The following is a 24,946-nucleotide window of genomic DNA, read 5'->3' as shown; positions in this document are numbered from 1 at the left end:
GGCAGGCGCATTGGTCGATATGGCGAATATGCCGCCTTGCCTGAAGGCAGGTTACCCCCTCGGATATTCATCTTGAAGGCAACCATGACGCCCTACGCCGCCGCACCCTATCCCGCCCGCTCATCTTGTTGAAGTGTCGGGGACGTTCGCCCCCCACGGGGCGGACTGGCGGATATGACTGCCAATCCGGCACTCATCCACAGCCGCCCCGCTTCCACCGAACATTTACGACCATCACTTGTCTGTCGCGCTTATTTGCGTTAGCTTATGCAAGATTTAGTTGTATCCATTGGACTAGATCGAAAGGTTGATGGATGCTGAAGCGATACCTTCGGATGACGCCATGATCTGGAACCATCGCATCACGCGCATCACTGTCGGCCTGCTGCTGCTGGTGATCATCACGGTCGTCTCGTTGCCGACGATCACCGGCTATACGAGCCTTGACGGCACGGTCAATGCGCGTTTCGCCATCGTCAATGCACCGATCGACGGCACGATTGCCGAAGAGCCCCTCAAGGTGGGCAGCCCGGCCAAAGGCGGACAGCCTCTCGCAGAGATCAGAAATCCGCGTGTCAATCGCGCCATCCTCGCTTCGCTCGAAGCGGATCGCAACACGGCGCTCGATCGTGTCGCGGCGCTGAAAAAGGAACGGGACGAACTCTCTCAGCTTCGCGAGGAATTGTCCGCCCGATTGGAAGTCTACCGGCAGACCACCATTGCCAATCTCGAACGCGAAGTCGAAATCCTGCGGAAGAAAGTCGAGGTGTCGCAGGCGCAGGATCTGGTCGCCCAGGTCGACCTGAGCCGCCGGATGGCGCTCGAGTCGAAAGGCATTCTGACGCAGAAGCTGGTCGAGGCCGCGCGCGCCGCCGGGGCTGCGACCGGCGGCGAGGTCGAAATCAGCAATCTGACTGTCGATCAGTTGCAGCAAAGGCTCGATGCCGTCCGCAAAGGCATCTTTGTCTTCGGCGACGGACAGAACGATGTGCCCTATTCGCGACAGCGCGAGGACGAGGTCATCGTTCACATCAACGACCTGAACTCGCGCATCGCGGAAAACGAAACGCGCGCCAGCGAAGCGCAAAAGCAGCTCGCCGAAGAGAAAAACCGCGTCAGCAACCTTGAATCCGCGACCGCGATCGCACCGTTCGACGGCGTTGTCTGGAGCAGGAGCATCGTCAACGGTTCGAACGTCGTGCTCAACAACGAGCTGATGCGCCTGCTCGACTGCCGTGAGCTGTTTGTCGATATCCTTGTTCCCGAGGTCGATTATGACGAGATCTATCCGGGACTTGCCGCGCAGGTGCGCCTGTTCGGCCGCAACGATGTCTTCAAGGGCACGGTCGTTTCCGTAAAAGGCAGCTCGGCGGCTGTCGAGACCGATGCCTTTGCCGCCAGCCTGCCGCCATCGACACAGCGCAACGCCCGCATTCGGGTCCGCCTCGATCCTTCCTTCATGAACGACGACTTCGCCAACTTTTGCCAAGTGGGGCGCAGCGTGCAGGTACGGTTTTCCAAACACCGCATCGACATGTCAAACTGGGTCAAGAAACTGTGGTTCAGTATCTTCTAGCACTGGTCCCCACATTTTTCGTTCTGGCCTTCTTTTTCCTGGGGCCTTTCAACTGGTCGCGCCATCGCAGCTGGACGCGGACGGTGACCTGCGCCTTCGTGGCGGCAACCGTCTTGCGATACATGGTCTGGCGCCTGACGGAGACCGTGCTTCCCTATCCCAATGACGGGCTGAATTTCTATTGGGTCTGGATCCTCTTCGTGGTCGAGATTCTGGCCTGCGTCGAAGTGGTGCTTTTTCTGATTTTGATGAGCCGCTATGTCGATCGGAGTGCGGAAGCCGACAGGCTGGCCGGCGCTTTCTTCGGGCGCGACGAGCGCGAGCTGCCGACTGTCGATGTTTTCATTCCGACCTATAACGAGCCGCTCGATGTGCTCGAGCGAACCATCATCGGCGCGCGCGCGCTGGATTATCCTGCCGACAAACTGAACGTCTATGTGCTCGACGACCAGCGCCGGGACTGGCTCAAGGCCTATTGCGAGGAGAAGAACGCCATCCATGTCACGCGCGGCGACAACAGCCACGCCAAAGCCGGCAATATGAACAATGGGCTGAAGGTCAGTTCGGGCGAGTTTATCGCGGTCTTCGACGCGGACTTTGTTCCCTATCGACATTTCCTGCGCCGGACGCTGCCCTTCTTTTCCGACGAAAGCGTCGGCATCGTCCAGACACCGCAACATTTCTTCAATAGCGATCCGGTGCAATCGAACCTCGGCCTGGAGAATATCTGGCCGGACGAGCAGCGCCTGTTCTTCGACGAGATCGCGCCCAGCCGGGACAGCTGGGACGTCAGTTTCTGCTGTGGATCATGCTCGGTTGCGCGCCGCGAGGCGGTCGACGCCATCGGCGGGTTTCCGACGGAGTCGATCACCGAAGACCTGCTGACAACGCTTTCCATGCTCAACAAAGGCTACAAGACGCGCTATCTGAACGAGCGGCTGTCGATGGGATTGGCCGCCGAAAACCTGACCGGTTATTTTGTCCAGCGCGAACGGTGGTGCCAGGGCGGTATTCAAACCCTCTATCTGTACAATGGCCCGCTGCGCGGCCCCGGTTTGACGCTGTTTCAACGGATCATGTTTCTGCCGATCTCATGGCTGGTGCAATATCTGGTCCGCCTGACGATATTGCTCGTGCCGATCATCTATCTCTGGCTCGGCCTGCTGCCACTCCATTTCACCTCCATCGCCGATTACGTATCGCATCAGGTGCCGGTGCTGGCGGCGTATTTTCTGCTGATGCTGTGGATCACGCCGACGCGTTATCTGCCTGTCATCTCAAGCGCGGTCGGGACTTTTGCGGCCTTCCGCATGCTGCCGACCGTCATCTCCAGCCTGGTGAGACCCTTCGGCAAACCCTTCAGGGTGACGCCGAAGGGCAGCGGCAACGAGGCGAACCAGTTCGACCGCTACAGTTTTGCCTGGATCGCCGGCCTGATCACGGTCACCGTCCTTGGCCTTTTGGTCAATATCGTGCCGGAAACATCGCACACACAAGGTCAGTTTTCGCCGGTCGCCGCATTCTGGTCGGGGATCAATATCATCGTCCTGCTCATCGCGTCGCTGATCTGCTTTGAGAAACCCCGGCGCCTGTTTCATGCGTTCAAACTCGAAGAAGCCGCCACCGTCGACGATGTGCCCGGCAAGGTCGTCAGCCTGGCGCTCGACAAGGCGGTCGTCGCGGTCCCCAACATGGCCCGATTTCAATCCAAATCGGTCATGCTGAAACTCCCCGGCTTCGCCCCGTTCCAGGCAGAGCTCAGACACGTCACGCAGCGACGAAGGAGCATCAGTCGCGGCGGCGATAAACAAGCCTATTACCTGCACCTCTATTTCGAACTCAGCGGCGCTGCGCGCGACGGCATGATCGTCAAACTCTACACCGGTCAATATTCGCAGGATATTCGCGACATCGACAAAGTCGCCGTCTCTCTTAATCTTTTGCTGCGGTCGTTCGGGCGAACGCGCACCTTGTAGCCGGCATTTCGCGAAGCTCGGCCAGTGATGCCGCATATTCAGCGGCACGCTTGCGTCCGGACCTTTGTTCGTCGGTGAGGCAGGCGCAGCAATTCAGCCGCTTCTATCGCAGCCTGCCACAACAAAGCTTCAAATCGCGTTTCTCATCGACAGTGTCCGCCTACCGCAGGAATGAAACGACCGTGCGCATTCTCCTTGTCGAAGACGACAGCATTCTCGGCTCATCCCTGAAGAAGGCACTGGAAAAGCACGCCTATGGCGTCGACTGGATGCGTGACGGCCAGTCCGGGCTTGAAGCGACGGAGCATTCGGATTTCGCAGCCCTTGTCCTCGACATCAACCTGCCGCTTCTCAGCGGCATCGAGGTTCTGAAAGGGATAAGACGCAAGGGCAACACCGTCCCCATCCTGCTTTTGACGGCGCTCGACAATGTCCGGCGTAAGGTCGAGGGTCTCGACGAGGGAGCCGACGACTATCTGGTCAAACCCTTCGATCTCGACGAATTGCTGGCCCGCCTGCGGGCGCTGATCCGGCGACGCGACGGCCGGACGGAAAGCCTGCTTCGGTGCGGCGATGTCGAGGTGGATCCGTCGGCAATGGTCGCGCGTAAAGGCAATATACAGGTGCACACGACGGCAAAGGAATTCCATCTGCTCAAGCTCTTGATGGAGCGCAGCGGTCGCTACGTGACGAAGAACGATATCGAATACGCGCTTTACGATGCCTATAGCAGCGTCGAAAGCAATGCGATCGAGGTGACGATCTACAATCTGCGCAAGAAGCTCGGCACCGAATTCATCAAATCGATCCGCGGCATCGGCTACATGATCGAACGATGAGCCCATCAACCCTTACGCGCAAGCTCTACCTGCGGATCGCCCCTGTCGTGGTGGTGACGATCCTGGTGATCGGCGCCTTCGCCTTCAACAGCGCCACGCGCGAGATCAACAATATCTACGACGCGCAGCTCATCAACGATGCGAACGTCTTGTGGGGACTGCTGCACAACCGGTTGCGGCACGCGCCGGAGCACACGCCGCAACAGGTCGACGACATCGACTTCAACATGGACAATCAGCTCGCCTTCAACGAGGACGCAGACGACTATGCCGATGCGCATATGTTCCGCGCCTGGGTGGACGGCAAGATCATGTTCTACTCCAGCACCGCCTTTCTCTCCGACGTGCCCTACCAGAAGGCGGGCTTCACCGACCTCTCCTACCGCGGCGAGAACTGGCGGGTTTATTCGCTGCCGATCCCGGCTTCGGGAATTGTCATGGAAGTCGGCGAGAAGATCTCCCTGCGCCAGACGCTGGTTTCCAACATCCTTCTGAACCTGTTCTTTCCGCTGCTCGTGCTGGTGCCGATGATCGGCTTTCTGATCTGGCTCGGGATCCACAATGGCCTGCGGACCATCCACGGGCTCGTGCACCAGATCCGCACCCGTTCGCCGGACGATCTCTCGGCCATTGCGGTCGAGGATATCCCGAGGGACCTTCTGCCGCTCGGCCGGTCGATCAACCAGCTTCTCGATAAGCTCAGCCGGTCGCTGACCCTTGAACGGCGCTTTTCCGATCTGGCGGCCCACCAGCTGCGCACGCCGCAGGCAGGCGTCAAGCTGCTGCTGCAGATGCTGGCGAGCACCGATGACCAGCAGGAACAGAAGGCGATCATCTCGGATCTGGTGACCAGCAACAACAGAGCCACCCATCTCATCGAGCAGTTGCTGCGCCTTGCCAGGGTCAGCCACCATCCGCTCAATCCGATGCCGGTGGCCCTCTATCACATGATCGCCTCGACGCTCGCCGACTTCGGCAACATCATCAACAGCCGCAAGCTCGACGTCTCGCTGGAAGGGCCTGAAACGGCCGAGATCAGGACGGATGAATCGCTGCTGCAGATGATGATCAGCAACCTCCTGGACAATGCGATCAAATATACGCCGGTCGGCGGCATGATCGAGGTCATCCTCTCCCGCGGAGACGCGTTCTGGCTGATATCGATCAGCGATAGCGGACCGGGCATACCGCCCGAAGAGCGGGAGGCCGTGTTCAACCGCTTCTATCGCCTCGACACGCTGAATGCCGAAGGGGCGGGCCTCGGGCTTGCCATCGTTGCCGACACCGCGGAACGGCTTGCCGCTTCCGTGAAGCTTTCCACACCCTCCTGGGGCAGCGGCCTGCGGGTCGAGCTGCGACTGTCCGGGAACTGACGCGGCACCCGCGATCCCGATCCGCGACAACCGCTCCGTCGTTTTTCATCTTCGCATCATTTTCCTCTCAGGTCTGCCTCATCGGCTGTCGCTAAACACGACCGCAAGGCAGATCGAAGGGCTATTTGATGCAGGTATTTTCTGATTTCGACGGCACGATTTCCGTTCAGGACGTGACGGATGTCGTGCTGTCCTGTTTTGCCGAGCCCGAGTGGGAAGATATCGAGCAGCAATGGAAAGACGGCCTGATCGGATCGGCAGAGTGCATGCGCCGCCAGATCGCCCTCATCCGGGCAAGCCGCCGCGAACTCGATGCGATCCTCGGCACCGTGGCGATCGACCCCGGCTTCCGCGCCTTCCGCGATTACTGCCGCGCCAACGGTCTGCCCCTGACGATCGTCAGCGACGGCGTCGATTATTTCATCCGCCATGTGCTGAGGCAGAACGGCATCACCGATCTGCCCGTCGTCGCCAATCTGCTTCACTGCAGCGTCGTCAACGGCCTTGAGAGCTACACCCTGGCAGCCGCTCCAAACTCGGCCGGCTGTTCGTCCGGCTCGGGCGTGTGCAAATGCCGGGTCGTCTCCGGCATGGAGCCGCAGGTCTATATCGGCGACGGACGCAGCGATTTCTGCGTCGCCGGCAGAGCCGACCTCGTCTTCGCCAAGGACAAGCTCGCCGATTACTGCGGCGACAAGAACATCCCCTTCATCGCCTTCGATGATTTCGCCGACCTGCTTTCCAGAATGAAAGCCGTCATTCCGAGCATCCCGCGGCTGCACCGCGCGGAGCTGCAATCGAAAATCGCCTGAACCAGAACACCAAGAGGCCCTTATGAACATTGTGAACGCTGAAACCTTCAACGAAAAGACGCCGCTCTCCGACCTGTCGGAAGCCGAGTTGCGCTTGCTGGAGGAGACCTATTGCTCTCACGGCGATACGGTCCATTATTCGGCGGAGCCGAAATTCTTCGAGGAATGCGAAGGTTCCTACGTCTATGATGCCAAGGGAACGCCGTTTCTCGATCTGCAGATGTGGTATTCCGCCGTCAATTTCGGCTACCGCAACGAAAGGCTGAATGCCGCCGTCCATCGCCAGCTGGACCGGCTGCCGCAGGTCGCTTCGCAATATCTGCATCGCGAGAAGGTCGAACTGGCCGCCATGATCGCGCAGGACGCCGAACGCAAGTTCGGCCGCAAGGGACGCGTTCATTTCAATGTCGGCGGATCGCAGGCGATCGAGGATTCGCTGAAGCTGGTGCGCAACTATACCGGCGGCAAAAGCCTGATGTTCGCCTTCGAAGGCGGCTATCACGGCCGCACGCTCGGCGCCTCGGCGATCACCTCCAGCTATCGCTATCGCCGCCGCTTCGGCCATTTCGGCGAAAGGGCGCAATTCGTCGAATTTCCTTACCATTTCCGCGGCCCGAAGGGCATGACGAAGGAGGAATATGGCGAGCACTGCGTGCGCAAATTCGCCCGCCTCTTCGAAAGCGAATATAACGGCGTCTGGGATCCGAAGGTCGGCAGCGCGGAATATGCCGCCTTCTACATCGAACCGATCCAGGGCACCGGCGGCTACGTCATTCCGCCGATGAACTTCTTCACCGAACTGAAGAAGGTTCTCGACCAGCACGGCATCCTGCTCGTCGTCGACGAGATCCAGATGGGTGTCTACCGCACCGGCAAACTCTGGTCGATCGAACATTTCGGCGTCTCGCCTGATGTTCTCGTCTTCGGCAAGGCGATCACCAATGGGCTCAACCCGTTGTCGGGCGTCTGGGCCAGGGAAGAAATGATCAATCCGACCGTCTTCCCGCCCGGCTCCACCCATTCCACCTTCGCCAGCAACCCGATGGGCACGGCCGTCGCGCTGGAAACCATGAAGATGCTGGAAGAGGAGGATTTCGGCGCCGCGATCATGGCCAAGGGCGCGTATTTCCTCGATGGCCTGAAACAGCTCCAGAAACGCCATGCGATCGTCGGCGATGTCGACGGGCTCGGATTGGCGCTGAGATGCGAGATCTGCAAGGAAGACGGTTTCACGCCCGACAAGGCGACGATGGACTGGCTCTGCGACGAGGGCATGAAGGGCGATCTCACGGTCGGCAACAAGACCTATGGCCTCGTTCTCGACGTCGGCGGCTACCATAAAAACGTCATCACTCTGGCCCCGAACCTGCTGATTTCACGCGAGGAGATCGACCTGGCGCTGACGCTGCTCGACCACCTCTTCACGCGCGCGGTCCGGAGGTAGGATAGTGCAGCTTCTCCTCCTTCATCTCGACGATGCTTTGGAGTTGCAGCCGGACTTCGTGCGCGCCTGCACGCTTGCGGGCGCGTGCCACCATCACGACAAGGTGAGCGGCAAGGCGATCAGGCTGTGGGGCAGGCAGAAGATGCTTGCCGAACTCAGCCGCGACATCGCCAGATCGCTGCCGCCGCGCAGCCGAGGACCGCAGCTGGCCTTCATGGGCTCGGGCGATTTCCACCATGTGACCGCCCTGCTGCTCGACGCCGCGCTCGAACGCTGCCCGGTTTCGACCACGCTCGTTCATTTCGACAATCACCCCGACTGGGTGAATTTCGAAGGCGGCATGCATTGCGGCTCATGGGTCAACAGCGCACTTTCAAACCCCAATATCGAAAGGGTCGTCACCATCGGGGTCTGCAGCCACGACCTGCGCAATCCCGAGCGCAAGGGCGCCAATCTCAGCTGGCTGCAGCAAGGCAAGCTCGAACTTTATCCTTACGAGCATCCGCCGAGCCGCGTGAAGGCCGATTACGGCGACGGCCCGAGCTACCGCCAGGACAAGGGGGCCTTGCACTGGAATTCCATCTCCGAGATCGGCGAGGACAATTTCATCGACCGGATCCTCAGCCGCATAGGCACCAAAGCAGTCTATGTCACGGTCGACAAGGACGTGCTCGCCGCCGATGACGCCGTGACCAACTGGGATCAGGGGCGCATGCGGCTGCCCTATCTGATGGCGCTGATCAGCGAGATCGGCAGCCGCCATCGCATCATCGGCGCCGATGTTATCGGCGACTATTCGGTGCCGAGCTATGCCGGCGGCTTCACGACCCGCCTGCTGAAGCAGGCCGAAATCTTCATCGATCAACCGCGTCTGCGGCAGGCGGCCGATGCGGTGCGAAACATCAACAGCGCTGCAAATCACGCATTGCTGGAAGTCCTGGCGGAATCGATGGGATGACCGGCAGCCTCACATTGCCGATGCTCGGCCTGATCCTCTTCTGCGTGCTGGCGGAAACGGCGCGCGAAGTCTGCTTCAAGCAGGCTGCCAGCGACAGCCCCGTGCTGGCGACGCTCACCAAACTGCTGACCTGGCTCGGCATCGCCTTCTGGGCCATCGAACTGCTTGCCTGGACAGCCGTGCTTGCCAGTGTGCCGCTCACCATCGCCTTTCCGCTGATGGCGCTGAGCTATGTGGCGACCGTCGTCGCCGGCGCCGTCATCTTCAGGGAAAATATCAACCTTCGTCACGCGACGGGCGTGTTTCTCGTTACCGCCGGCGTGGCCTGTGTCGGAGCAACCGGACTATGAAAATCTTTGCCCATACCAGATGGGATGCCGCCCCCGTGCTTGCCGCCGTGGCGCATCTCGTTTTCGACGTCTACCTGATCGTCGGCTTCCAGAGCCGGCCGCTCTGGGCCTCGTTGATCCTCGGCTGCCTCTATGCCGTGTCGATATCCTGGAACATCAACAGCATCTCGCATAATTTCATCCACACTCCCTATTTCAAGCCGCATTGGATGAACTACGCCTTCAGCCTGCTGGAGTCGGTGGCGATCGGCTTTTCCCAGACCTACTACCATTGGGTGCATATGCGCCATCACTCCGGCAACAGTGACCGGCCGGACGACAAGGGCGAGACGATCGATCTTCTGTCGATCTATCGCCATGGCCGGAACGGCGAGCCGGAAAACGTCTGGTCCTATACGCTGAAGAGCTTCTTCCGCGACAGTCTCGGCGATATTCACCAGGCCATCGCCAAGCGGCGTCCCTTCGATGCCGCGTGGGGCCGTTTCGAGCTGCTGGCCTTTCTCGGCCTGGCGGCGATTGCGCTGATCTACGACTGGAAGGCCGTGCTGTTCTTCGTGCCCTTCTATTATGCCGGCAACTGCCTGTCGTCGCTCAACGGCTATTACGAGCATCTTCACGGCGATCCGGACGAACCGATTGCCTGGGGCGTGAGCAGCCACAAGCCTTTCTATAACTGGCTGTGGTTCGGCAATGGCTATCATGCCGAACATCATTACCGGCCGCGCACCCACTGGACGAAACTTGCGACGTTGCACGAGCAGATCAAGGACGAGCAGGAAAGAGCCGGCACGCATGTGATCAGCACCTGCCACGCGTTCGGCTTCATGGCCCCGGAAAACCGCGAGGCGGAGCTTCGGCATGAGGTCTGAGGAATTGAGTTTCTTCCTGGAAGGCACGAATGGCAAAGGCGTGCTGCTGATCCATGGCCTGACCGGGGCGCCGGCCGAGATGAAGCTTGTCGCCCGCCAGCTCAACCGTCGCGGCTACAGCGTCCATGCGCCGCTGCTGGCCGGCCATGGAGAGGATATCAGGACATTGCGCCGGACGCATTGGGAAGACTGGCTGAAAAGCGTGCTGCGGGCCTCGGAATTCCTGGCAGAGCGAACGCAGGAGATATTTGCGGCCGGCATCTGCGTCGGCGGCAAGCTGTCGCTGCTGGCAGCCGAGCAGCGGCCGGATCTGATCAAGGCGGTCGCCATCTATTCGCCCTGCTTCCACTATGACGGCTGGGATGTGCCCCGGCACTATACGCTGCTGTCGCCGCATATCGGATGGTTGTCGCGCATCCCTTTCCTCGATCGTCTCAATTTCAGGGAGAATGATTCCCTCGGCATCAAGGACGAGCGGATGCGACGCATGGTCGAAGGCATGGCAGGCGAAGGCATGCTCGAGAAATTCCCCGGCCGCGGCATCGTCGAAATGCACCGGCTGGGCAAGGCGCTTCGCGGAACCCTGCCGCAGATCCAGACACCGACGCTGATCCTGCATGCGGAAGAAGACGATCTGAGCAATCCAAGACATGCCCTCTACATATCGGAGCATATTGGCGGGCCGCATGAACTCAGATGGATCAAGGACAGCTACCACATGATCCATCTCGATCGCCAGCATCGGCAGGTCGCGGCTTTCACGGCGGATTTTTTCGAGGCAAGCCATGCTGCAATTCGCGCATAAACGTCCCTTTCCCCGCGCCGAGCCCGTCACCCAGGTCTACGACACGATCCGCGCCATCGGCCGCGAGGCGTGGAACGCCTGCTTCCGCGGTCATGTCGAAGATTACGATTGCCTGCTGGCGATAGAAGGCGCCGGCATCGGCGACTTCGAGTGGCGTTACCTGACCGTCGTGGAAGACGGCAAGATCAGCGCCGCCATGCCGGCCTTCCTGTGCCCCTATCCATTGGATACCACGCTGGAAGAGGGCATGCCGCGCCGGCTGATCCGTCGCGTGCGTCAGCATGCATCGGGTTTTCTCGTTCTGCGCCTTGCCTGCCTTGGCTCGCCCTGCACCGAAACCGGCGCGATAGGCTTTCATGCCGACGTGCCGCAGGAGCGCCGCGAGGCGCTGTTTGGACAATTGCTCACGGCCTTCGAGACGCTTGCGGCCGAAGAGTGCTGTGCGCTGACGGGGATCAAGGATATTCCGGCACCGGTTGCCGCCGAATTCGGCGCGCTGTTTTCAAAACGCTGTTATGCCGCCATCGGCGGCCTGCCGTCCGCCTGGCTCGATATCGATTTCGAAACCATCGACGACTATATGGCCCGGCTGTCGGCGGGCACTCGAAAGGACATGCGGCGCAAGCTGAAATCCTTTGAAACAGTCAGGGTCGAAATCAGAACCGATATCGGCGACCTGCTTCCCCGGGTGATGGCGCTCTATCACGACACGCGCAATCGCAGCGAATGGCAGTTCGAGGAACTGACGCCGGCCTATTTTGAAGGCATCCTCACCCACATGGCGGGCCGCTCGTTCTGCGCTCTCTATTTCGTCGGCGACGAGCTGCTCGCCGCCAACCTGATCGTTCACGACGAGCAGCTTGCGATCGACAAATTCTTCTGCATGGATGGCGAGCGAGGACGGCCCTACAACCTCTATTTCCTCAGCTGGTTCACCAATCTGCGCTATTGCCTCGATCATGGCCTTTCCCGCTACCAGAGCGGCCAGGCCTATTATGAAAACAAGGTGCGGCTCGGCAGCCAGCTTACGGCAAACACCATGTTCTTCCGCCACCGCAATCGGCTGCTGCAGGCGCTGTTGCGCCTGGTCTCCCCGCTCTTTTCGCAGGATGAGGCCAGGTGATGACGTCGATGCGCCTGACATGGCTTGCCGTGCCCGTCCTCAATACGCTGTTCCAGATCTTCACCAAGCTTGGCGCGACGCAGCTCGGCAATGCCGAGGGGACGGCCTGGCTTGAGGATGCGCTGACCTCGCACTGGATCCTGGCAGCCATCGTCGTCGAGATCGTCTGCTTCTTCATCTGGATGACGGTGCTTGCCGAACTCGACCTCAGCAAGGCCTTTCCGCTTTCCGGCATCAGCTACGTGCTGATCATTGCCACCGGCTGGTTTGCTTTCGGCGAACCGATCGTCAGCCTTCAGATCGTCGGCAGCGGTCTGATCCTCGCCGGCGTCTGGCTGATCGCCGGCGCATCGGAAAAAACGGGCTCCGTCAGCGACAATGATATCGGACCGATCCTGCCGCACGCCCATGTCAGCAAGGATCGATGATGCAGCCAACACAGAATTTCATCCTCCGTCATGCGAAGGGCGCTGCATCGGCGTTCAGCAATCGGGTTCTGGAGCGTGCGCTCGCGCGCATCGTCACCCGCGGCTGCCTCAACGTCACAACATCCAATGGGCAGCAGCTCTCCTTCGGCGACGGATCCGGAGAGCAGATACATGTGAGCTTTGCCGATCTTGCGGCGCAATGGGCATTCCTCGTCGATGCCGATCTGCGGCTCGGCGAACTCTATATGGATCGCCGCTTTCTCATCGAACAGGGCTCGCTCCACGACTTCCTGGCGATGATGCTGCGTGAGGCGCAGAACGCCAAGCATCCGCTCATCGCCAGGCTGATCGATCGTGCCCGCACCTGGCTGCGCATCTTCCGCCATCGCAATCTTCCGGCCCGCTCCAAAGCCAATGTCGCCCACCATTACGATCTCGACGGCCGGCTCTACGAACTCTTCCTCGACACGGACCGGCAATATTCCTGCGCCTATTTCGAGAGCCCCGACCAATCGCTCGATGCGGCGCAACACGCCAAGAAGCGGCATCTCGCCGCGAAATTGCAGCTTGGGCCCGGCAAGAGCGTGCTCGATATCGGTTGCGGCTGGGGTGGGCTCGCCCTGCACATGGCGAGGCATGTGCAGGGCGGGCATGTGCTCGGCATCACCTTGTCGCAGGAGCAGCATGACTACGCCCAGAAGCGGCTTGCCGAACACGAGCGGATGGAGGCGGGCATCCAGTTTGCCCTGCAGGATTATCGCAGCCTGAGCGGACGGTTCGACCGGATCGTGTCGGTCGGCATGTTCGAGCATGTCGGCCTCGCATCCTACCGCGCCTTCTTCGAGAAATGTGCGGACCTGCTGGAAGATGACGGCATCATGGTTCTGCACACGATCGGCTGTTCGGCGACACCCGGCTTCACCACGCCTTGGCTCGACAAATATATCTTTCCCGGCGGCTATATTCCCGCGCTGTCGGAAATCCTCCCTGAAATTGAAAAAGCCGGTCTTGCGGTTGCCGATATCGAGGTCCTGCGCCTGCACTATGCTTGGACGCTGGCACATTGGCGGAAGCGCTTCCTGGCGCGCTGGCAGGAGGCTGCCGCCCTTTACGACGAACGCTTCTGCCGCATGTGGGAATTCTACCTTGCCAGCGCCGAAGCCGCCTTCCGCTACGAGGATCTGGTGGTTTTCCAGATCCAGCTAAGCAAGCGCAACGACGCCATTCCCGTGACGCGGGACTATATCGCCCAGCATGAGAAAGCGGCGGCGCAAAGTTCAAAAGCCGATCTGGAAGGAGCGGCTGAGCACGATACCGATGACGTTCTGGTCGGCTGAGCCGAGTCTCGAGGTGATCGGGCTGTCGGCGGCATCGCCCACCACGTCCAAGTTCCACTGGACCGAATGCAAACCCTGCAGTTCGGAACCGTCGAATGTCGACCGCCCTGCTCTCAGGAGGCCTTCAGGCAGTTCGCACCATGACACTTGCGACAAGGCCCGGCCCGTCGTCGCGCATGGCGAGTGTGAGCCGCACACCTTGCCTTTCGGCTGCCGCCTTTGCGATCGCCAACCCCAAGCCGCTCCCCTCGCTATCCTCACGCCTTGCCCTGAAGAAGCGTTCAAAGACGCGTGGCATCTCTTCCTCCGCGATACCGGGGCCGGTGTCGCGGATTTCGATTCGTGTTTCTTGTCCAGCGACGACCACCGCAACGTCGACGGTTCCACCCGGTGGAGTGTACCGCACGGCGTTCTCGACGAGATTGTCAAGGATGATCTCCAAATCGGCCAGCGCACCGATCATGATAGCCTTGTCCCGGCGCGTGATGCCGAGGTCAATCTCCCGGCTCTCGGCGAGCGGGGTCAGCCGCGCAACGGTGTCGAGCGCAAGCTGGACGAGGTCGACCGGCTGCGGCGCGGGCGCGGTCTCGTGAGCCTCGTAGCGCGCAAGGCGCAAGAGCTTGCTCACGAGGCTGGTGGCTCTGCCGATTCCAGCTTCGAGCTCGGTCAAACGGTTGGAAAATCGGCCATCCCGGTCGTCGTGCCGAAGGTTGTCGATTTGAATTTGCAGCGCCGAGAGCGGTGTGCGCAATTCGTGGGCCGCGTCGGAAATAAACCGCCGCTGCCTCTCCAGCAATGCACGGAGACGGGCGAGCAACAGATTGATCGAATTTACGAAGGGAATGACTTCGGCGGGCACGTCGTCGGTCGGAACGGGGCTGTCCACCGTCGTGTCTCGCGAGGCGACCGCGACGGCCAGGCGATTGAGTCGAGCCATGATCCGATCGATGATCCAACTCAGTGTCAGCAATGACAACGGAATCAGAACGATGATTGGAAGTGCCGCCTGGAGCGCCGCATTGGCCGCCAGTTCCTGCCGGACGCTCATATCCTGGGAAACCTGAACAGTTCGATCCGGCGCGGCCAGCGTGTAGACGCGCCAATTGTCACTGCCGGTCGAAACGTCGGCAAAACCGGTCGCTGATTGGCGGGGGATACCGACGGCGGGATGCGATTGTCGCAACGTCCGACCGGCCGCATCCCAGACCTGGATGACGAAGTCGTCTTCGGGATCGTGCGGTGCGCCGTTATCTGCACCTGTTTCTGGCGATGAACGCGCATCCCCGATATAAACTGCGATCTGCCGCAGCTGATTGTCGAGGAAGTCCGATGCCTCGTTCTGAACGAGGAAGTATGATGTTGTCGCCGCAATGACGCCGATGGTTGCCATCAAGCCGGCGAGCCATAAGAAAGCCGTGCGTCGGATCGAAGTTGTACCTCTCACTTGGGGACCATCCAACCTGCCCCTCGGACGTTGCGTACAATATCCTTGTCGAACTTGCGTCGCACGTAGTGGATCAGCACGTCGATAGCGTTGCTTTCCACCTCCTCACCCCAGCCATAGAGCCTTTCCTCGAGTTGGGTGCGCGAAAGAATGGTTCCGGGGCGCTCCAGCAATGCCTGAAGCAGCGCAAATTCGCGCGCTGGCAATATTTCGCCACACCCCCGATATTTAACCTCATGGCTAGATAGATCGAGCTCGATTTCGCTCGTGTAGAGGATAGAAACCGCCTGACCTCCGTGCCGGCGCAAGACCGCACGCATGCGTGCGAGCAGTTCTTTGACCTCGAACGGCTTCACGAGATAGTCGTCTGCCCCGAGGTCGAGCCCCGTGACGCGATCGTCGAGTTCGTCGCGAGCGGTGATCACCAGGATTGGCCTCTTGTCGCCGGCTGCCCGCAGCGAGCTGAGAATCTCAAGGCCGGAACGGCCGGGCAAGCCGAGGTCGAGCAACACAAGACCATGCCCGCCAACCGCGATGGCTTCGTCCCCGAGGTGCCCGTCCCGCACCCAGTCTACCGACATGCCGGCATCGTCTAGGGCTTGTACGAGGGCCCGGCCAAGCATGACATCATCTTCGATCACAAGAACACGCATGCGTCAAAGTAGCCTAAACGCGTCCACCTGCACAGATTTTGGTGCAGGCCGACTGCACTACGGCTGATCATCTAAGACCCTCCTAATTCTGCTGGCGTCACATGCCTGCTCAAGTCCGCAGAGGAGCGTTAAATCATGACTATCCGCTATCGAATATCCGCCGCAATAGCCTTGCTGCTCATAGTGTCATCCGGCGCGTTTCCTCCCGCTGTGGCCCAGGAGAAACTCGTCGCGCCTGAGACGAACCCGCCGGGTGACATTCCGGATAATCAAGTCTTCGTCACCTACACCTCTCCAGACGGATTTGCTCTGAAGGTGCCAGAAGGATGGTCACGCACCGAGATCGACCATGGCGTTCGGTTCTCAGATAAATACGATGAACTAGTTGTTACCCTTGGCGCCGCGAGTGCTCCTCCAACAGCGTCCTCAGCCAAGGCCCACGAAATCCCGGACCTCAAAACGGCCGGACACGCCGTCAAAGTCACCGCAGTCAAGGATGTAAAGCTCGCAGCCGGGCCGGCCGTTCGCATCAGTTATGTGTCGAATTCCGCGCCAAATCCGGTGACGAACAAGCAGATCAGGCTCGAGCACGAGCGCTTCATTCTGTTCAAGGGTGGCAGGACGCTCACACTCGATCTTGCCGCACCGGCCGGTGCAGACAATGTCGACCAGTGGCAGTTGATCTCCAACTCTTTGCAGTGGAGATGACCACATGCGTGTTCTGGAGGCGACCGAGCTTTATCGCTTCTATCATGCAGGCGACGACGAAGTCGTGGCTTTACGCGGGGTTGCCATCGCGCTCGATGCTGGAGAATTCACCGCTTTGAGGGGCCCGTCGGGCAGCGGGAAATCGACGCTGGTTGCCTGCCTTGCCGGGCTCGATGAGCCGGACGGCGGCGTGGTGTCTGTCCTGGGCGAGCGGATGACCCGACGCCCCGAGCCGGAGCGGGCTCGGCTTAGGGCACGTCATTTTGGCATGCTCATGCAATCCGGCAATCTGTTCGAGCATCTGACGGTGCGAGCCAACATCCGTCTCCAGATGGAGATTTCCGGCCATGGGCGACCAGGCGAAATTGATGATCTTGTCGGCAGTCTGGGCCTTGATGGCCTCGCCGACGTATTACCTGCCCACCTTTCAGGGGGGGAGGCAGCACGCGCTGGCCTAGCCGTCGCGCTCGCCGCAAAACCACAGATCCTGCTCTGCGATGAACCCACTGCCGAAGTCGACGCAGCAACGGAACAGCTCGTCATCGATCGCCTCGTCGAAGTTTGTCGCAGCGGGACTGCCGTCCTGGTCGTCACGCACAGCCTTGCCCTCGCTGCACGAGCCGATCGCACGATTGACATCCGCGATGGAGGCATTGTGCATGGCTAGAACCTTAGCTGTGGCCGCCGATCTTTGGCGCAGCTTCCAGCGTGAGCGGGGCGTCGTGTCAGCCGTTCAAGGATGCTCCTTCAAGATTAACGCGGGGGAAACCATTGCAATCGTGGGACCGTCGGGTTGCGGAAAGACGACGCTCTTGAACCTGATCGCAGGGCTCGACATCCCAAGCTCAGGACGAATGGAATGGCCCGGACTTGGCTCCCCCGACACACTACGCCCCGAGCGGATCGGCGTCGTCTTTCAATCCGCGAACCTGATGCCTGCACTCACCACCCTTGAAAATGTCGAGCTACCGATCCTTCTCGGTAACGGCTCCGAAGCCGAGGCGCGCGCCCTGGCAGCGCTTGCCACTTTCGGCGTCGAAGCGCTGGCGGGAAAGCTGCCAGAGCAGCTCTCCGGCGGCCAGGCCGAGCGGATCGCCGTAGCCCGTGCCATTGTCACCAATCCGGAATTGATTGTCGCCGACGAGCCGACAGGCCAACTCGATCAGGCTGGCGCTGCGATACTGGTTGACCGGCTCCTTGCCTGGGGACAGCAGACTGGAGGCGCCATCATCATCGCCACGCATGATGAGCGCGTAGCGGCAAAGATGAACCGCGTCTGGCGGATGCGCCATGGCAAATTTGAAAGAATGGACGAGAGGCTCACATGTACAGGCACTGGCTGACAGGACTTGTGCGAACCCGTTCCGGCCGCCTCGTCGGCACCATCGGCGGTGTAGCGCTGACGGTCGCCTTCATCGCGTGCCTGGGCGCCTTTTTGCAATCCAGCGCGGCGGAGATGGCGGCACGGTCGGTCGCCCAAGTGCCCGTCGACTGGCAGGTCCAGGCTCTGCCGGGAGCGGATCATAGTGCAGTCGAGGCTGCGATCCGCTCAGCCGCGCCGGTTACCGGCTCGCAGCAGATCAACTATGCCGACGTACCTGGCTTTGAGGCGAGCACGGGAGGCACCGTGCAGACCACGGGTGGCGGAACGGCACTTGGCATCGGACCGGGCTATTTCGACCAATTCCCGGCAGAGGTTCGACGGCTGGTAGGATCGGCCGACGGCGTCCTGATTGCGCAGCAGACTGCCGCCAACCTGCATGTCACAGTGGGGGATCAGGTCATCATCCACCGCCGCCAAGCACCTGATGTCAGCGTGACGATCGCCGGCATCGTCGATTTGCCGAACGCCGATGCAATGTTTCAGGCGATCGGCGTCCCGGCTGGCGCCGCACCACAAGCCCCGCCCGACAACGTTCTGCTGTTGCCGATGTCGCAGTGGCAGCAGGTGTTCGAGCAGCAAGACGCCAGGCGGCCCGATACCATTCGGACCGAGTTTCACGTCAAGCTCGATCATCATGATCTTCCCTCCGACCCAGTCGCTGGGAGCACCTGGGCAGCTGAGCGCGGCCACAATTTCGAGGCTCGCGTCGCTGGAACCGCGCTGCTTGCAAACAACCTGGCGGCCCGATTGGAGGCGGTGCGCGAGGATGCCCTCTATGCGCGGCTGGTTTTCCTGTTCCTTGGCGCCCCCGGCGCTATCCTCGCCATACTGCTGACCCTTGCCGTAGCCGGAGCGGGACGGGACAAACGTCGCCGCGATCAGGCGTTGCTGCGCTTGCGGGGGGCAACGGTCGATACGGTTCTTCGCTTGGCTGCCGCTGAAGCGGCAGTTGCGGGTGTCGGCGGTGCGATCCTCGGTATTCTCCTTGCTGCTCCTGCTGCACATTTCATTCTCGGGGTGGCGCTCTTGCGGGGCGCAGCTGTTCCTTTGCTCAGCGCTGTGGCGGTGGCCGGGATCGCGCTTTCGCTCGCAGCAATCCTGATCCCCGCCTGGCGCGACGCCCGCGGCTCGACCGTTGCGGACGCGCGGCGGCCAATCGGCAATGACCGGGCACCGCTTTGGGCCCGCTTCTATCTTGACCTTGGGCTGCTGGCGCTCGCTGCGGCGCTCTACTGGCGTTCGGCAGCGAGCGGATACCAGGTCGTTCTTGCGCCGGAAGGCGTGGCAGCGGCGGCGGTCGACTACTCCGCCTTCCTCGCCCCTTTGTTGCTCTGGACTGGCATGGCGCTATCGGCGATGCGACTGGTCGGGGCCGGGTTGCGGCAAGGTCGGCCGGTGATCGCCAGAGGCTTGCGACCCGTCGCCGGTCGTCTCGCGAATGTGGTGGCCGCAACATTGGGACGGCAAAGTCCGCGACTGAGTGCGGGCATCGGCCTGGCTGCGCTGGCCTTCGCCTTCGCCGCATCCACCGCGATTTTCAACGCGACCTATCAGGCTCAGGCACGGGTCGACGCTGAACTCACCAACGGGGCCGACGTCACCGTCACGGGCACATCCGCCGTGCCTGCATCCCGGGCGCTCGAGCGCCTTTCCAAGCTGCCGGGTATAGCGGCTTCCGAGCCCATGCAACATCGATACGCTTACGTCGGAACCGACCTTCAGGATCTATACGGCATCGATCCGGTGCGCATCGGGATAGCCACGGCGATGTCCGATGCCTATTTCGCCAATGGCGACGCCAGGGCGACACTCACCGAGCTTACACAAACGCCCGACGGCGTGCTCGTATCGCAGGAAACCGTCAACGACTATCAGCTCAGTCGCGGCGACAGCATCAATCTTCGCCTGCAAAACGCGGCAGACCACCAATACCATGTCGTGCCCTTCCACATTGTGGGCGTGGTGCGCGAATTCCCGACTGCACCCAAGGATTCGTTTCTGGTTGCCAACGCCGCTTACGTTGCGCAGCAGACAGGTTCTGCCGAAAGCGAGATCGTACTCATCCGGTCGAACGGCGATCCGGCCCGCATCGCGCGGGCCGCCCAACGCGCGGCTGCAAGTCTTCCGGGGCTCAAAGTCAGTCAGATCGGTGATGCGGTCGCCTTGATCGGATCGAGCCTCACCGCAGTTGATCTCGCCGGTTTGACGCGGCTTGAGCTGATCTTCGCGCTGGTCATGCTGGCCGCCTCGGGCGGGCTGGTGCTTGGGCTGGGCTTTGCCGACCGCGAGCGCTCCTTCGCAGTTCTCGTCGCGCTCGGGGCCAGACCAAGACAACTCGGCGCGTTCGTTTGGAGCGAAGCCGCACTGGTCATCGGTAGCGGCATGGTCCTGGGTCTCCTGGCTGGCGCCTTGGTTGCCTATGTGCTCGTCAAGCTGCTGACTGGCGTGTTCGACCCGCCGCCCGATGTGCTTTCCGCGCCCTGGTTCTATATCGCTGCCCTCGTCATCACCGCCGCCGGCACCGCTTTGCTGGCCGCGACGGGTGAGACGATGCGTAGCCGTATACACGTCACAGAGAAGCTCAGAGGTGAATGAGAACGGGCGTTGTTTAGCAAGACCATGCTGCCGTTGTGAAAGTTTGCAGAGATGGGGCTGAAACCGTGAAAGGAGAACGAGAATGAAAACGCAAATGCTTATGGCCGCGATGCTGGTGCTGGCACCGATCAGTGCAGCATTCGCTGCCCAGACATCCGGCACGATCACCGCGATCAGCAAGAATGCCGATACGATCACGCTGTCGGACGGCAAGACTTACGTCCTGCCCGAAGGGATCGAAGACACCAAACTCCGCGTCGGTGAGAAGGTCCAGTTAACTTATGCGGACAAGGGCGGCAAGGCGGTTGTCTCCCATCTGGTTCCGCAGAAATAAAGGTTGCGGCGGCCGGTGCCACTACCGGCCGCCGCATTCGCGAGCCATTGGCACACGGTTGATTGCTATCGGTTGCTACGCCGACATCCGCTCTAATTCTCAGCTAATTAAACCCGCGTACTCAAAGCAGGCCAGCCGAACGCCGCTGGCAAAAGAGCGAACGTACCGCGCTGCCACAGCAGGCGCACCATTCAACCGGCGAGGGGCGACACTAACGTGACGCCTTCCTTGCAGTGCCAGTATTCAGGGAATCCACTGATGAGACAGATCTTTCTTGTCATCGCGCTCATTGCCGCTCCGGTGGCGGCCTTCACGAGTTTTGAACTCTACGCCAACAAAGCGCCCGCCAAAACGGTGGGCCTCGGCGATCTATCATCGTTCAAAACCATCGTCGCCGACGTTCAGAGCCTCGCCTCCAAGGGCGACCTCGGCGGCGCCGCAAAGCGTATCACCGACTATGAAACGGCCTGGGACCAGGCCGAGACCGCGATCCGTCCGCTAAACCCGAACGACTGGAACAACATTGATGCCGCCTCCGACGCGGCGCTGAAGGCGCTGCGTCAATCCGCTCCGTCCGCTGACAAAGTCAATAAAACGCTCGCCGCTCTCATGGCGGTTCTCAACAACCCGTCGCAGCTTGCTCAATAGGCGGGCGGCGAACCGCGTCACCCCATGCCAGAATTGCCCCGCGAGACTTTCAACGCTCGTTCAAGGAGACTCGTTATGTTTGCACCGACTGTCAAAGCTGTCGTTTATAATCGTGTTCCCCGCGTCACGACCGATTTCTGGCTCATCAAACTGATGGCCGTTACCATGGGTGAAACGGCCGCCGACTATCTCAACGTGCAAATGGGTTTGGGGCTGACGGCGACATCGCTGATTATGTCCGCTATTCTGGCCGTTGCATTGGTATGGCAGTTTGCGCAGAAGAAATATGATCCCGCCGCCTATTGGCTTTCCGTGGTGCTGATCAGCATCGTTGGCACGTTGATTACCGACAATCTGGTCGACAACTTCCGAGTGCCACTGATCGATACGACCATTGCATTTTCTATCGCCCTGGCGCTGACTTTCCTGCTGTGGTTCCAGACGGAGCGGACACTTTCAATCCACTCCATATTCACTGGGCGGCGCGAAGCTTTCTACTGGCTCGCTATCCTGTTCACCTTCGCGCTCGGCACAGCTGCAGGCGATCTGGTGGCTGAGAAATTCGCGCTGGGATATTTGGCCGCCGGTGTCCTGTTCGGCATGATTATCATCTCGCTCGCCATCGGCTACTTCTTCTTGGGTCTCGATCCGATAGTTGGTTTCTGGCTGGTCTACATTCTGACAAGGCCTCTGGGTGCTTCGTTCGGCGACCTGATGTCTCAGCCCGCACAATATGGCGGCCTCGGCCTCGGCACGATCGTAACGAGTGCGGTCTTCCTCGCCGCGATCGTTACGATCGTAGCGTTCATGAGCTTGCGACATGAAGGGGAGGAATTCATTGAGGTCGGGGAGGATGGCGAACTGGTTGCGGCCAACGAAAACTAAGGCTTGGCTGCCGCCAAAAGGGGCTGACGCGGCATTCACAAGATCGCCTCATTGCCAAGGTCGGCGGCACGCCCTCTGACCCAAACATCCAATGGCCCCTACGCTACGGCCTGAGCCGGCAAGTACGTCCATGGGAAGGGATGGTTTCTATAACGATCGCCGCTTTCTGGGTTGTCTTGTCTTTAGATTGAAAGCTCGCTGAAAGCTTGGGGCCGTTACGCTCGAATGTGGATCTCGTAGAGGACGCCGTGAGGAGCGCGGCGGGCGACATCCAGTTTCAGGAGGAGACTTCCATGCATCCATCACGCGTTTTCATCTATTCTGCGGGCCTGGCCCTAGCCATGACAGCCAGTTCGCTTGGTGCCACGGCAGCCCAAGCTGCCGAGAAGATCTCCATCATGGTGGGCGGCTACGAAAAACAGATTTACCTGCCGGCAAAACTTGCGGAAGCGCTCGGCTACTTCAAAGACGAAGATCTCGACGTTGAGCTTCTTAACGAGCCGGCCGGGGTGGACGCGGAAAACGAGATGCTCTCCGGCGCCGTTCAGGGCGTAGTCGGCTTCTACGATCATTGCATTGACCTGCAGGGTAAGGGCAAGTTCGTCGAATCCGTTGTGCAATTCAGCCAGGCGCCGGGCGAAGTCGAACTGGTGTCCAGCAAACATCAGGAAATCAAATCGCCCGCCGATTTCAAGGGTAAGAACCTTGGCGTCACCGGGCTTGGTTCGTCCACGAATTTCCTGACGCAGTATCTGGCGGTCAAGAATGGCTTGAAGCTCGGCGATTTCACCTCAGTTCCCGTCGGTGCCGGCCAAACTTTCATCGCCGCCATCCAGCAGGATGCCATTCAAGCCGGCATGACCACTGAGCCGACGATCTCCCGCATGCTCAAAACCGGCGAGGCAAAAGTTCTGATCGACATGCGGACGATGGCAGGAACCAAGGCCGTCCTTGGTGGCACCTATCCGGCCGCGTCTCTTTATATGGACGCCGCTTGGGTCGATGCACATAAGGAAGAAGTGCAGAAGCTTGCGAATGCTTTCGTTAAGACTCTGCATTTCATCAATACGCACTCCGCGTCCGAGATCGCGGACAAGATGCCGAGTGACTTTTACGTCGGCGACAAGGAGGGCTACGTGAAAGCCCTGGAAAATGGCAAAGCGATGTTTACGCCCGATGGTGTAATGCCGGAAGACGGACCGAAAACGGTTCTTGCCGTTCTCTCTGAATTTTCGAAAAACGTTCAGGGCAAGTCGATCGACTTGTCCAAGACCTACACGACTGAATTTGTCATGAATGCCAAGTAAGCCTGCATCGCGCCGCCTCCGGCACTCGGAGGCGGCCTGACGTTTTCTGGCAAGAGAGGCTGCCGTCCTTTACGACGAACGCTTCTGCCGCATGTGGGAATTCTACCTTGCCAGCGCCGAAGCCGCATTCCGCTACGAAGATCTGGTGGTTTTCCAGATCCAGCTCAGCAAGCGCAACGACGTCATTCCCGTGACGCGGGACTATATCGGCCAGCATGAGACAGCGGCGGCGCAAGGTTCAAAAGCCGACCTGGAAGGAGCGGTTGAGTGTGATACCGATGACATTCTGGTCGGCTGAGCCGAGCCTTGAGGTGATCGGGCTGTCGGCGGCATCGCCCACCAGGCGGTTATATCTGTCGTAGATCTGCACGCTCCAGGCCGGTGAGACCGTATAGGTGGCGGCCAGCGTGAAACCGATGGATTTGAGACCGCCATTCGCGTCGAACGCCTCGACGCGACCACTCTTGGCAGCATCCTCGGCGGAGACCGCGAAATTGTTGCGCATATAGTCGCCGTTTGCCAGAGATATACGCGGACCGGCAGACAGCAGCCAGCGATCGCCGACCGGCTGGAACCAATCGAGATAGAGATCGGCAAGCAGACCGTCGCCACCCCACAACGCCTGACGCGTTTCCGCCCGCACACGCAGGCGATCCTCTATCGGCCAATATTGCGCAAAGACACCGGCGTCCAGGTTCCACTGGACCGAATGCAGACCCTGCAGTTCGGAATCGTCGAATGCCGACCGCCCTCCTCTCAGGCCGACGACAGGGCCGATATCGACACCGCCGATATCGAACAGCCCGTAGTCGATATTATCGTCCGGCGCGCTGTATTCAGGCGCTTCGCCGAACCGACGAAAATCGAAGGACGGCATGCCACTGAAGGAAAGGTGCTTCGATCCTTCATAGGAAGGACCGTATTCGACGGATCCGCCAAGGGTTATGATCCACTGGTTATCGGAGGATTTCGCATCCTGGCTCAAGGCCGAATGGGACCCCAGGAATATCAGCGGCAACGATAGCGCCGCCGCCCGGAATAATGCCCTGTCCGATGAGACCATATGCGCCCTGCTCCGCGCCTCGAATGTCAGCAAAT

General features: G+C 60.3%; 24 protein-coding genes and 1 pseudogene. 22 read left to right on the top strand and 3 right to left on the bottom strand.

The genetic code is table 11. The features are described 5' to 3' along the window. Nucleotides 1–343: 343 nt before the first annotated feature. The 13 genes from GGD57_RS17680 (at nucleotide 344) to GGD57_RS17620 (ending at nucleotide 13,890) form a co-directional block, all read left to right on the top strand. Nucleotides 344–1,576, top strand: coding sequence for an HlyD family secretion protein (locus GGD57_RS17680; RefSeq protein ID WP_184471614.1), 1,233 nt, complete (start codon nucleotides 344–346; stop codon nucleotides 1,574–1,576). Beyond that, entirely contained in the window at nucleotides 1,558–3,552 is a 1,995-nt protein-coding gene (locus GGD57_RS17675; RefSeq protein WP_184471613.1) for a glycosyltransferase, read from the top strand. The genes GGD57_RS17680 and GGD57_RS17675 overlap by 19 nt, the downstream gene beginning before the upstream one ends. 182 nt (nucleotides 3,553–3,734) lie before the next feature. Then, nucleotides 3,735–4,391: a response regulator transcription factor gene (locus tag GGD57_RS17670; RefSeq protein WP_085739837.1), complete on the top strand. Its 657-nt coding sequence runs from the start codon at nucleotides 3,735–3,737 to the stop codon at nucleotides 4,389–4,391. Continuing rightward, nucleotides 4,388–5,764, top strand: a complete 1,377-nt coding sequence (locus tag GGD57_RS17665; RefSeq protein WP_184471612.1) for a sensor histidine kinase — start codon at nucleotides 4,388–4,390, stop codon at nucleotides 5,762–5,764. Before GGD57_RS17670 ends, GGD57_RS17665 begins: the two co-directional genes overlap by 4 nt. 128 nt (nucleotides 5,765–5,892) lie before the next feature. Further along, on the top strand, nucleotides 5,893–6,576 hold the full coding sequence (locus GGD57_RS17660; RefSeq protein WP_184471611.1) for an MtnX-like HAD-IB family phosphatase: 684 nt from the start codon (nucleotides 5,893–5,895) through the stop codon (nucleotides 6,574–6,576). Nucleotides 6,577–6,598: 22 nt separating this feature from the next. Further along, entirely contained in the window at nucleotides 6,599–8,020 is a 1,422-nt protein-coding gene (locus GGD57_RS17655) for an aspartate aminotransferase family protein (RefSeq protein ID WP_184471610.1), read from the top strand. A 4-nt stretch (nucleotides 8,021–8,024) separates the two neighbouring features. Continuing rightward, nucleotides 8,025–8,978: an arginase gene (locus tag GGD57_RS17650; RefSeq protein ID WP_184471609.1), complete on the top strand. Its 954-nt coding sequence runs from the start codon at nucleotides 8,025–8,027 to the stop codon at nucleotides 8,976–8,978. Beyond that, on the top strand, nucleotides 8,975–9,328 hold the full coding sequence (locus tag GGD57_RS17645) for a permease (RefSeq protein WP_184471608.1): 354 nt from the start codon (nucleotides 8,975–8,977) through the stop codon (nucleotides 9,326–9,328). The genes GGD57_RS17650 and GGD57_RS17645 overlap by 4 nt, the downstream gene beginning before the upstream one ends. Next, complete coding sequence (locus tag GGD57_RS17640) at nucleotides 9,325–10,197, top strand: fatty acid desaturase family protein (RefSeq protein WP_184471607.1); 873 nt, start codon at nucleotides 9,325–9,327, stop codon at nucleotides 10,195–10,197. The genes GGD57_RS17645 and GGD57_RS17640 overlap by 4 nt, the downstream gene beginning before the upstream one ends. Further along, the gene (locus GGD57_RS17635; protein WP_016735238.1) at nucleotides 10,187–11,002 is read left to right on the top strand and encodes an alpha/beta hydrolase; all 816 of its coding nucleotides are present in this window, start codon (nucleotides 10,187–10,189) and stop codon (nucleotides 11,000–11,002) included. The genes GGD57_RS17640 and GGD57_RS17635 overlap by 11 nt, the downstream gene beginning before the upstream one ends. Further along, complete coding sequence (locus GGD57_RS17630) at nucleotides 10,983–12,125, top strand: GNAT family N-acetyltransferase (protein ID WP_184471606.1); 1,143 nt, start codon at nucleotides 10,983–10,985, stop codon at nucleotides 12,123–12,125. Before GGD57_RS17635 ends, GGD57_RS17630 begins: the two co-directional genes overlap by 20 nt. Continuing rightward, complete coding sequence (locus GGD57_RS17625; RefSeq protein WP_184471605.1) at nucleotides 12,125–12,553, top strand: EamA family transporter; 429 nt, start codon at nucleotides 12,125–12,127, stop codon at nucleotides 12,551–12,553. The genes GGD57_RS17630 and GGD57_RS17625 overlap by 1 nt, the downstream gene beginning before the upstream one ends. Further along, a complete protein-coding gene (locus tag GGD57_RS17620; protein WP_184471653.1) occupies nucleotides 12,553–13,890 on the top strand; it encodes an SAM-dependent methyltransferase in 1,338 nt (445 codons plus the stop codon). The genes GGD57_RS17625 and GGD57_RS17620 overlap by 1 nt, the downstream gene beginning before the upstream one ends. A gap of 124 nt (nucleotides 13,891–14,014) precedes the next feature. Here GGD57_RS17620 and GGD57_RS17615 read toward each other — a convergent pair whose 3' ends face one another. Together GGD57_RS17615 and GGD57_RS17610 are read right to left on the bottom strand one after the other, a co-directional pair. Then, the gene (locus tag GGD57_RS17615; RefSeq protein WP_210303911.1) at nucleotides 14,015–15,280 is read right to left on the bottom strand and encodes an ATP-binding protein; all 1,266 of its coding nucleotides are present in this window, start codon (nucleotides 15,278–15,280) and stop codon (nucleotides 14,015–14,017) included. Nucleotides 15,281–15,330: 50 nt separating this feature from the next. After that, the gene (locus GGD57_RS17610) at nucleotides 15,331–15,987 is read right to left on the bottom strand and encodes a response regulator (protein WP_184471603.1); all 657 of its coding nucleotides are present in this window, start codon (nucleotides 15,985–15,987) and stop codon (nucleotides 15,331–15,333) included. A gap of 135 nt (nucleotides 15,988–16,122) precedes the next feature. Here GGD57_RS17610 and GGD57_RS17605 point away from each other — a divergent pair, with 135 nt between their 5' ends. From GGD57_RS17605 to GGD57_RS17565, 9 genes and pseudogenes are all read left to right on the top strand, one after another. After that, nucleotides 16,123–16,695, top strand: coding sequence for a hypothetical protein (locus tag GGD57_RS17605; protein ID WP_184471602.1), 573 nt, complete (start codon nucleotides 16,123–16,125; stop codon nucleotides 16,693–16,695). Between the two features lie 4 nt (nucleotides 16,696–16,699). Further along, nucleotides 16,700–17,362 carry an ABC transporter ATP-binding protein gene (locus GGD57_RS17600; protein WP_184471601.1) on the top strand — a complete coding sequence of 221 codons (663 nt, stop codon included), beginning with the start codon at nucleotides 16,700–16,702 and terminating at the stop codon, nucleotides 17,360–17,362. Beyond that, nucleotides 17,355–18,038 carry an ABC transporter ATP-binding protein gene (locus GGD57_RS17595; protein WP_246713669.1) on the top strand — a complete coding sequence of 228 codons (684 nt, stop codon included), beginning with the start codon at nucleotides 17,355–17,357 and terminating at the stop codon, nucleotides 18,036–18,038. The genes GGD57_RS17600 and GGD57_RS17595 overlap by 8 nt, the downstream gene beginning before the upstream one ends. Then, a complete protein-coding gene (locus GGD57_RS17590) occupies nucleotides 18,020–20,674 on the top strand; it encodes an ABC transporter permease (RefSeq protein WP_184471600.1) in 2,655 nt (884 codons plus the stop codon). The genes GGD57_RS17595 and GGD57_RS17590 overlap by 19 nt, the downstream gene beginning before the upstream one ends. A gap of 82 nt (nucleotides 20,675–20,756) precedes the next feature. Further along, complete coding sequence (locus GGD57_RS17585; protein ID WP_184471599.1) at nucleotides 20,757–21,008, top strand: DUF1344 domain-containing protein; 252 nt, start codon at nucleotides 20,757–20,759, stop codon at nucleotides 21,006–21,008. Between the two features lie 216 nt (nucleotides 21,009–21,224). Then, nucleotides 21,225–21,656 carry a hypothetical protein gene (locus tag GGD57_RS17580; protein WP_348645985.1) on the top strand — a complete coding sequence of 144 codons (432 nt, stop codon included), beginning with the start codon at nucleotides 21,225–21,227 and terminating at the stop codon, nucleotides 21,654–21,656. A 75-nt stretch (nucleotides 21,657–21,731) separates the two neighbouring features. Further along, entirely contained in the window at nucleotides 21,732–22,541 is an 810-nt protein-coding gene (locus tag GGD57_RS17575; RefSeq protein ID WP_184471598.1) for a COG4705 family protein, read from the top strand. A gap of 293 nt (nucleotides 22,542–22,834) precedes the next feature. After that, nucleotides 22,835–23,848, top strand: coding sequence for an ABC transporter substrate-binding protein (locus tag GGD57_RS17570; RefSeq protein WP_085739817.1), 1,014 nt, complete (start codon nucleotides 22,835–22,837; stop codon nucleotides 23,846–23,848). A gap of 40 nt (nucleotides 23,849–23,888) precedes the next feature. Continuing rightward, nucleotides 23,889–24,146, top strand: a pseudogene (locus GGD57_RS17565) (SAM-dependent methyltransferase); the annotation flags it as partial. Here the strand turns inward: GGD57_RS17565 and GGD57_RS17560 are convergent. Beyond that, nucleotides 24,087–24,911 (bottom strand): MipA/OmpV family protein, encoded by an 825-nt coding sequence (locus tag GGD57_RS17560; protein WP_184471650.1) that lies wholly within the window; start codon nucleotides 24,909–24,911, stop codon nucleotides 24,087–24,089. The pseudogene GGD57_RS17565 and the gene GGD57_RS17560 sit on opposite strands and share 60 nt — an antisense overlap. Nucleotides 24,912–24,946 lie beyond the last annotated feature (35 nt).

It is taken from the genome of Rhizobium esperanzae, assembly GCF_014197615.1.
In the GTDB taxonomy this organism is placed as follows: Bacteria; Pseudomonadota; Alphaproteobacteria; order Rhizobiales; family Rhizobiaceae; genus Rhizobium; species Rhizobium esperanzae_A.
This window is presented reverse-complemented; position numbering and strand designations above follow the sequence as displayed.

What these genes read in the sequence shown, in the direction of transcription:
- GGD57_RS17680 (WP_184471614.1), top strand. Translation starts at nt 344, where the DNA reads ATGATCTGGAACCATCGCATCACGCGCATCACTGTCGGCCTGCTGCTG.
- GGD57_RS17665 (WP_184471612.1), top strand. Translation starts at nt 4,388, where the DNA reads ATGAGCCCATCAACCCTTACGCGCAAGCTCTACCTGCGGATCGCCCCT.
- GGD57_RS17660 (WP_184471611.1), top strand. Translation starts at nt 5,893, where the DNA reads ATGCAGGTATTTTCTGATTTCGACGGCACGATTTCCGTTCAGGACGTG.
- GGD57_RS17655 (WP_184471610.1), top strand. Translation starts at nt 6,599, where the DNA reads ATGAACATTGTGAACGCTGAAACCTTCAACGAAAAGACGCCGCTCTCC.
- GGD57_RS17645 (WP_184471608.1), top strand. Translation starts at nt 8,975, where the DNA reads ATGACCGGCAGCCTCACATTGCCGATGCTCGGCCTGATCCTCTTCTGC.
- GGD57_RS17640 (WP_184471607.1), top strand. Translation starts at nt 9,325, where the DNA reads ATGAAAATCTTTGCCCATACCAGATGGGATGCCGCCCCCGTGCTTGCC.
- GGD57_RS17635 (WP_016735238.1), top strand. Translation starts at nt 10,187, where the DNA reads ATGAGGTCTGAGGAATTGAGTTTCTTCCTGGAAGGCACGAATGGCAAA.
- GGD57_RS17630 (WP_184471606.1), top strand. Translation starts at nt 10,983, where the DNA reads ATGCTGCAATTCGCGCATAAACGTCCCTTTCCCCGCGCCGAGCCCGTC.
- GGD57_RS17625 (WP_184471605.1), top strand. Translation starts at nt 12,125, where the DNA reads ATGACGTCGATGCGCCTGACATGGCTTGCCGTGCCCGTCCTCAATACG.
- GGD57_RS17620 (WP_184471653.1), top strand. Translation starts at nt 12,553, where the DNA reads ATGCAGCCAACACAGAATTTCATCCTCCGTCATGCGAAGGGCGCTGCA.
- GGD57_RS17615 (WP_210303911.1), bottom strand. Translation starts at nt 15,280, where the DNA reads ATGGCAACCATCGGCGTCATTGCGGCGACAACATCATACTTCCTCGTT.
- GGD57_RS17610 (WP_184471603.1), bottom strand. Translation starts at nt 15,987, where the DNA reads ATGCGTGTTCTTGTGATCGAAGATGATGTCATGCTTGGCCGGGCCCTC.
- GGD57_RS17605 (WP_184471602.1), top strand. Translation starts at nt 16,123, where the DNA reads ATGACTATCCGCTATCGAATATCCGCCGCAATAGCCTTGCTGCTCATA.
- GGD57_RS17600 (WP_184471601.1), top strand. Translation starts at nt 16,700, where the DNA reads ATGCGTGTTCTGGAGGCGACCGAGCTTTATCGCTTCTATCATGCAGGC.
- GGD57_RS17595 (WP_246713669.1), top strand. Translation starts at nt 17,355, where the DNA reads ATGGCTAGAACCTTAGCTGTGGCCGCCGATCTTTGGCGCAGCTTCCAG.
- GGD57_RS17590 (WP_184471600.1), top strand. Translation starts at nt 18,020, where the DNA reads ATGTACAGGCACTGGCTGACAGGACTTGTGCGAACCCGTTCCGGCCGC.
- GGD57_RS17585 (WP_184471599.1), top strand. Translation starts at nt 20,757, where the DNA reads ATGAAAACGCAAATGCTTATGGCCGCGATGCTGGTGCTGGCACCGATC.
- GGD57_RS17575 (WP_184471598.1), top strand. Translation starts at nt 21,732, where the DNA reads ATGTTTGCACCGACTGTCAAAGCTGTCGTTTATAATCGTGTTCCCCGC.
- GGD57_RS17570 (WP_085739817.1), top strand. Translation starts at nt 22,835, where the DNA reads ATGCATCCATCACGCGTTTTCATCTATTCTGCGGGCCTGGCCCTAGCC.
- GGD57_RS17560 (WP_184471650.1), bottom strand. Translation starts at nt 24,911, where the DNA reads ATGGTCTCATCGGACAGGGCATTATTCCGGGCGGCGGCGCTATCGTTG.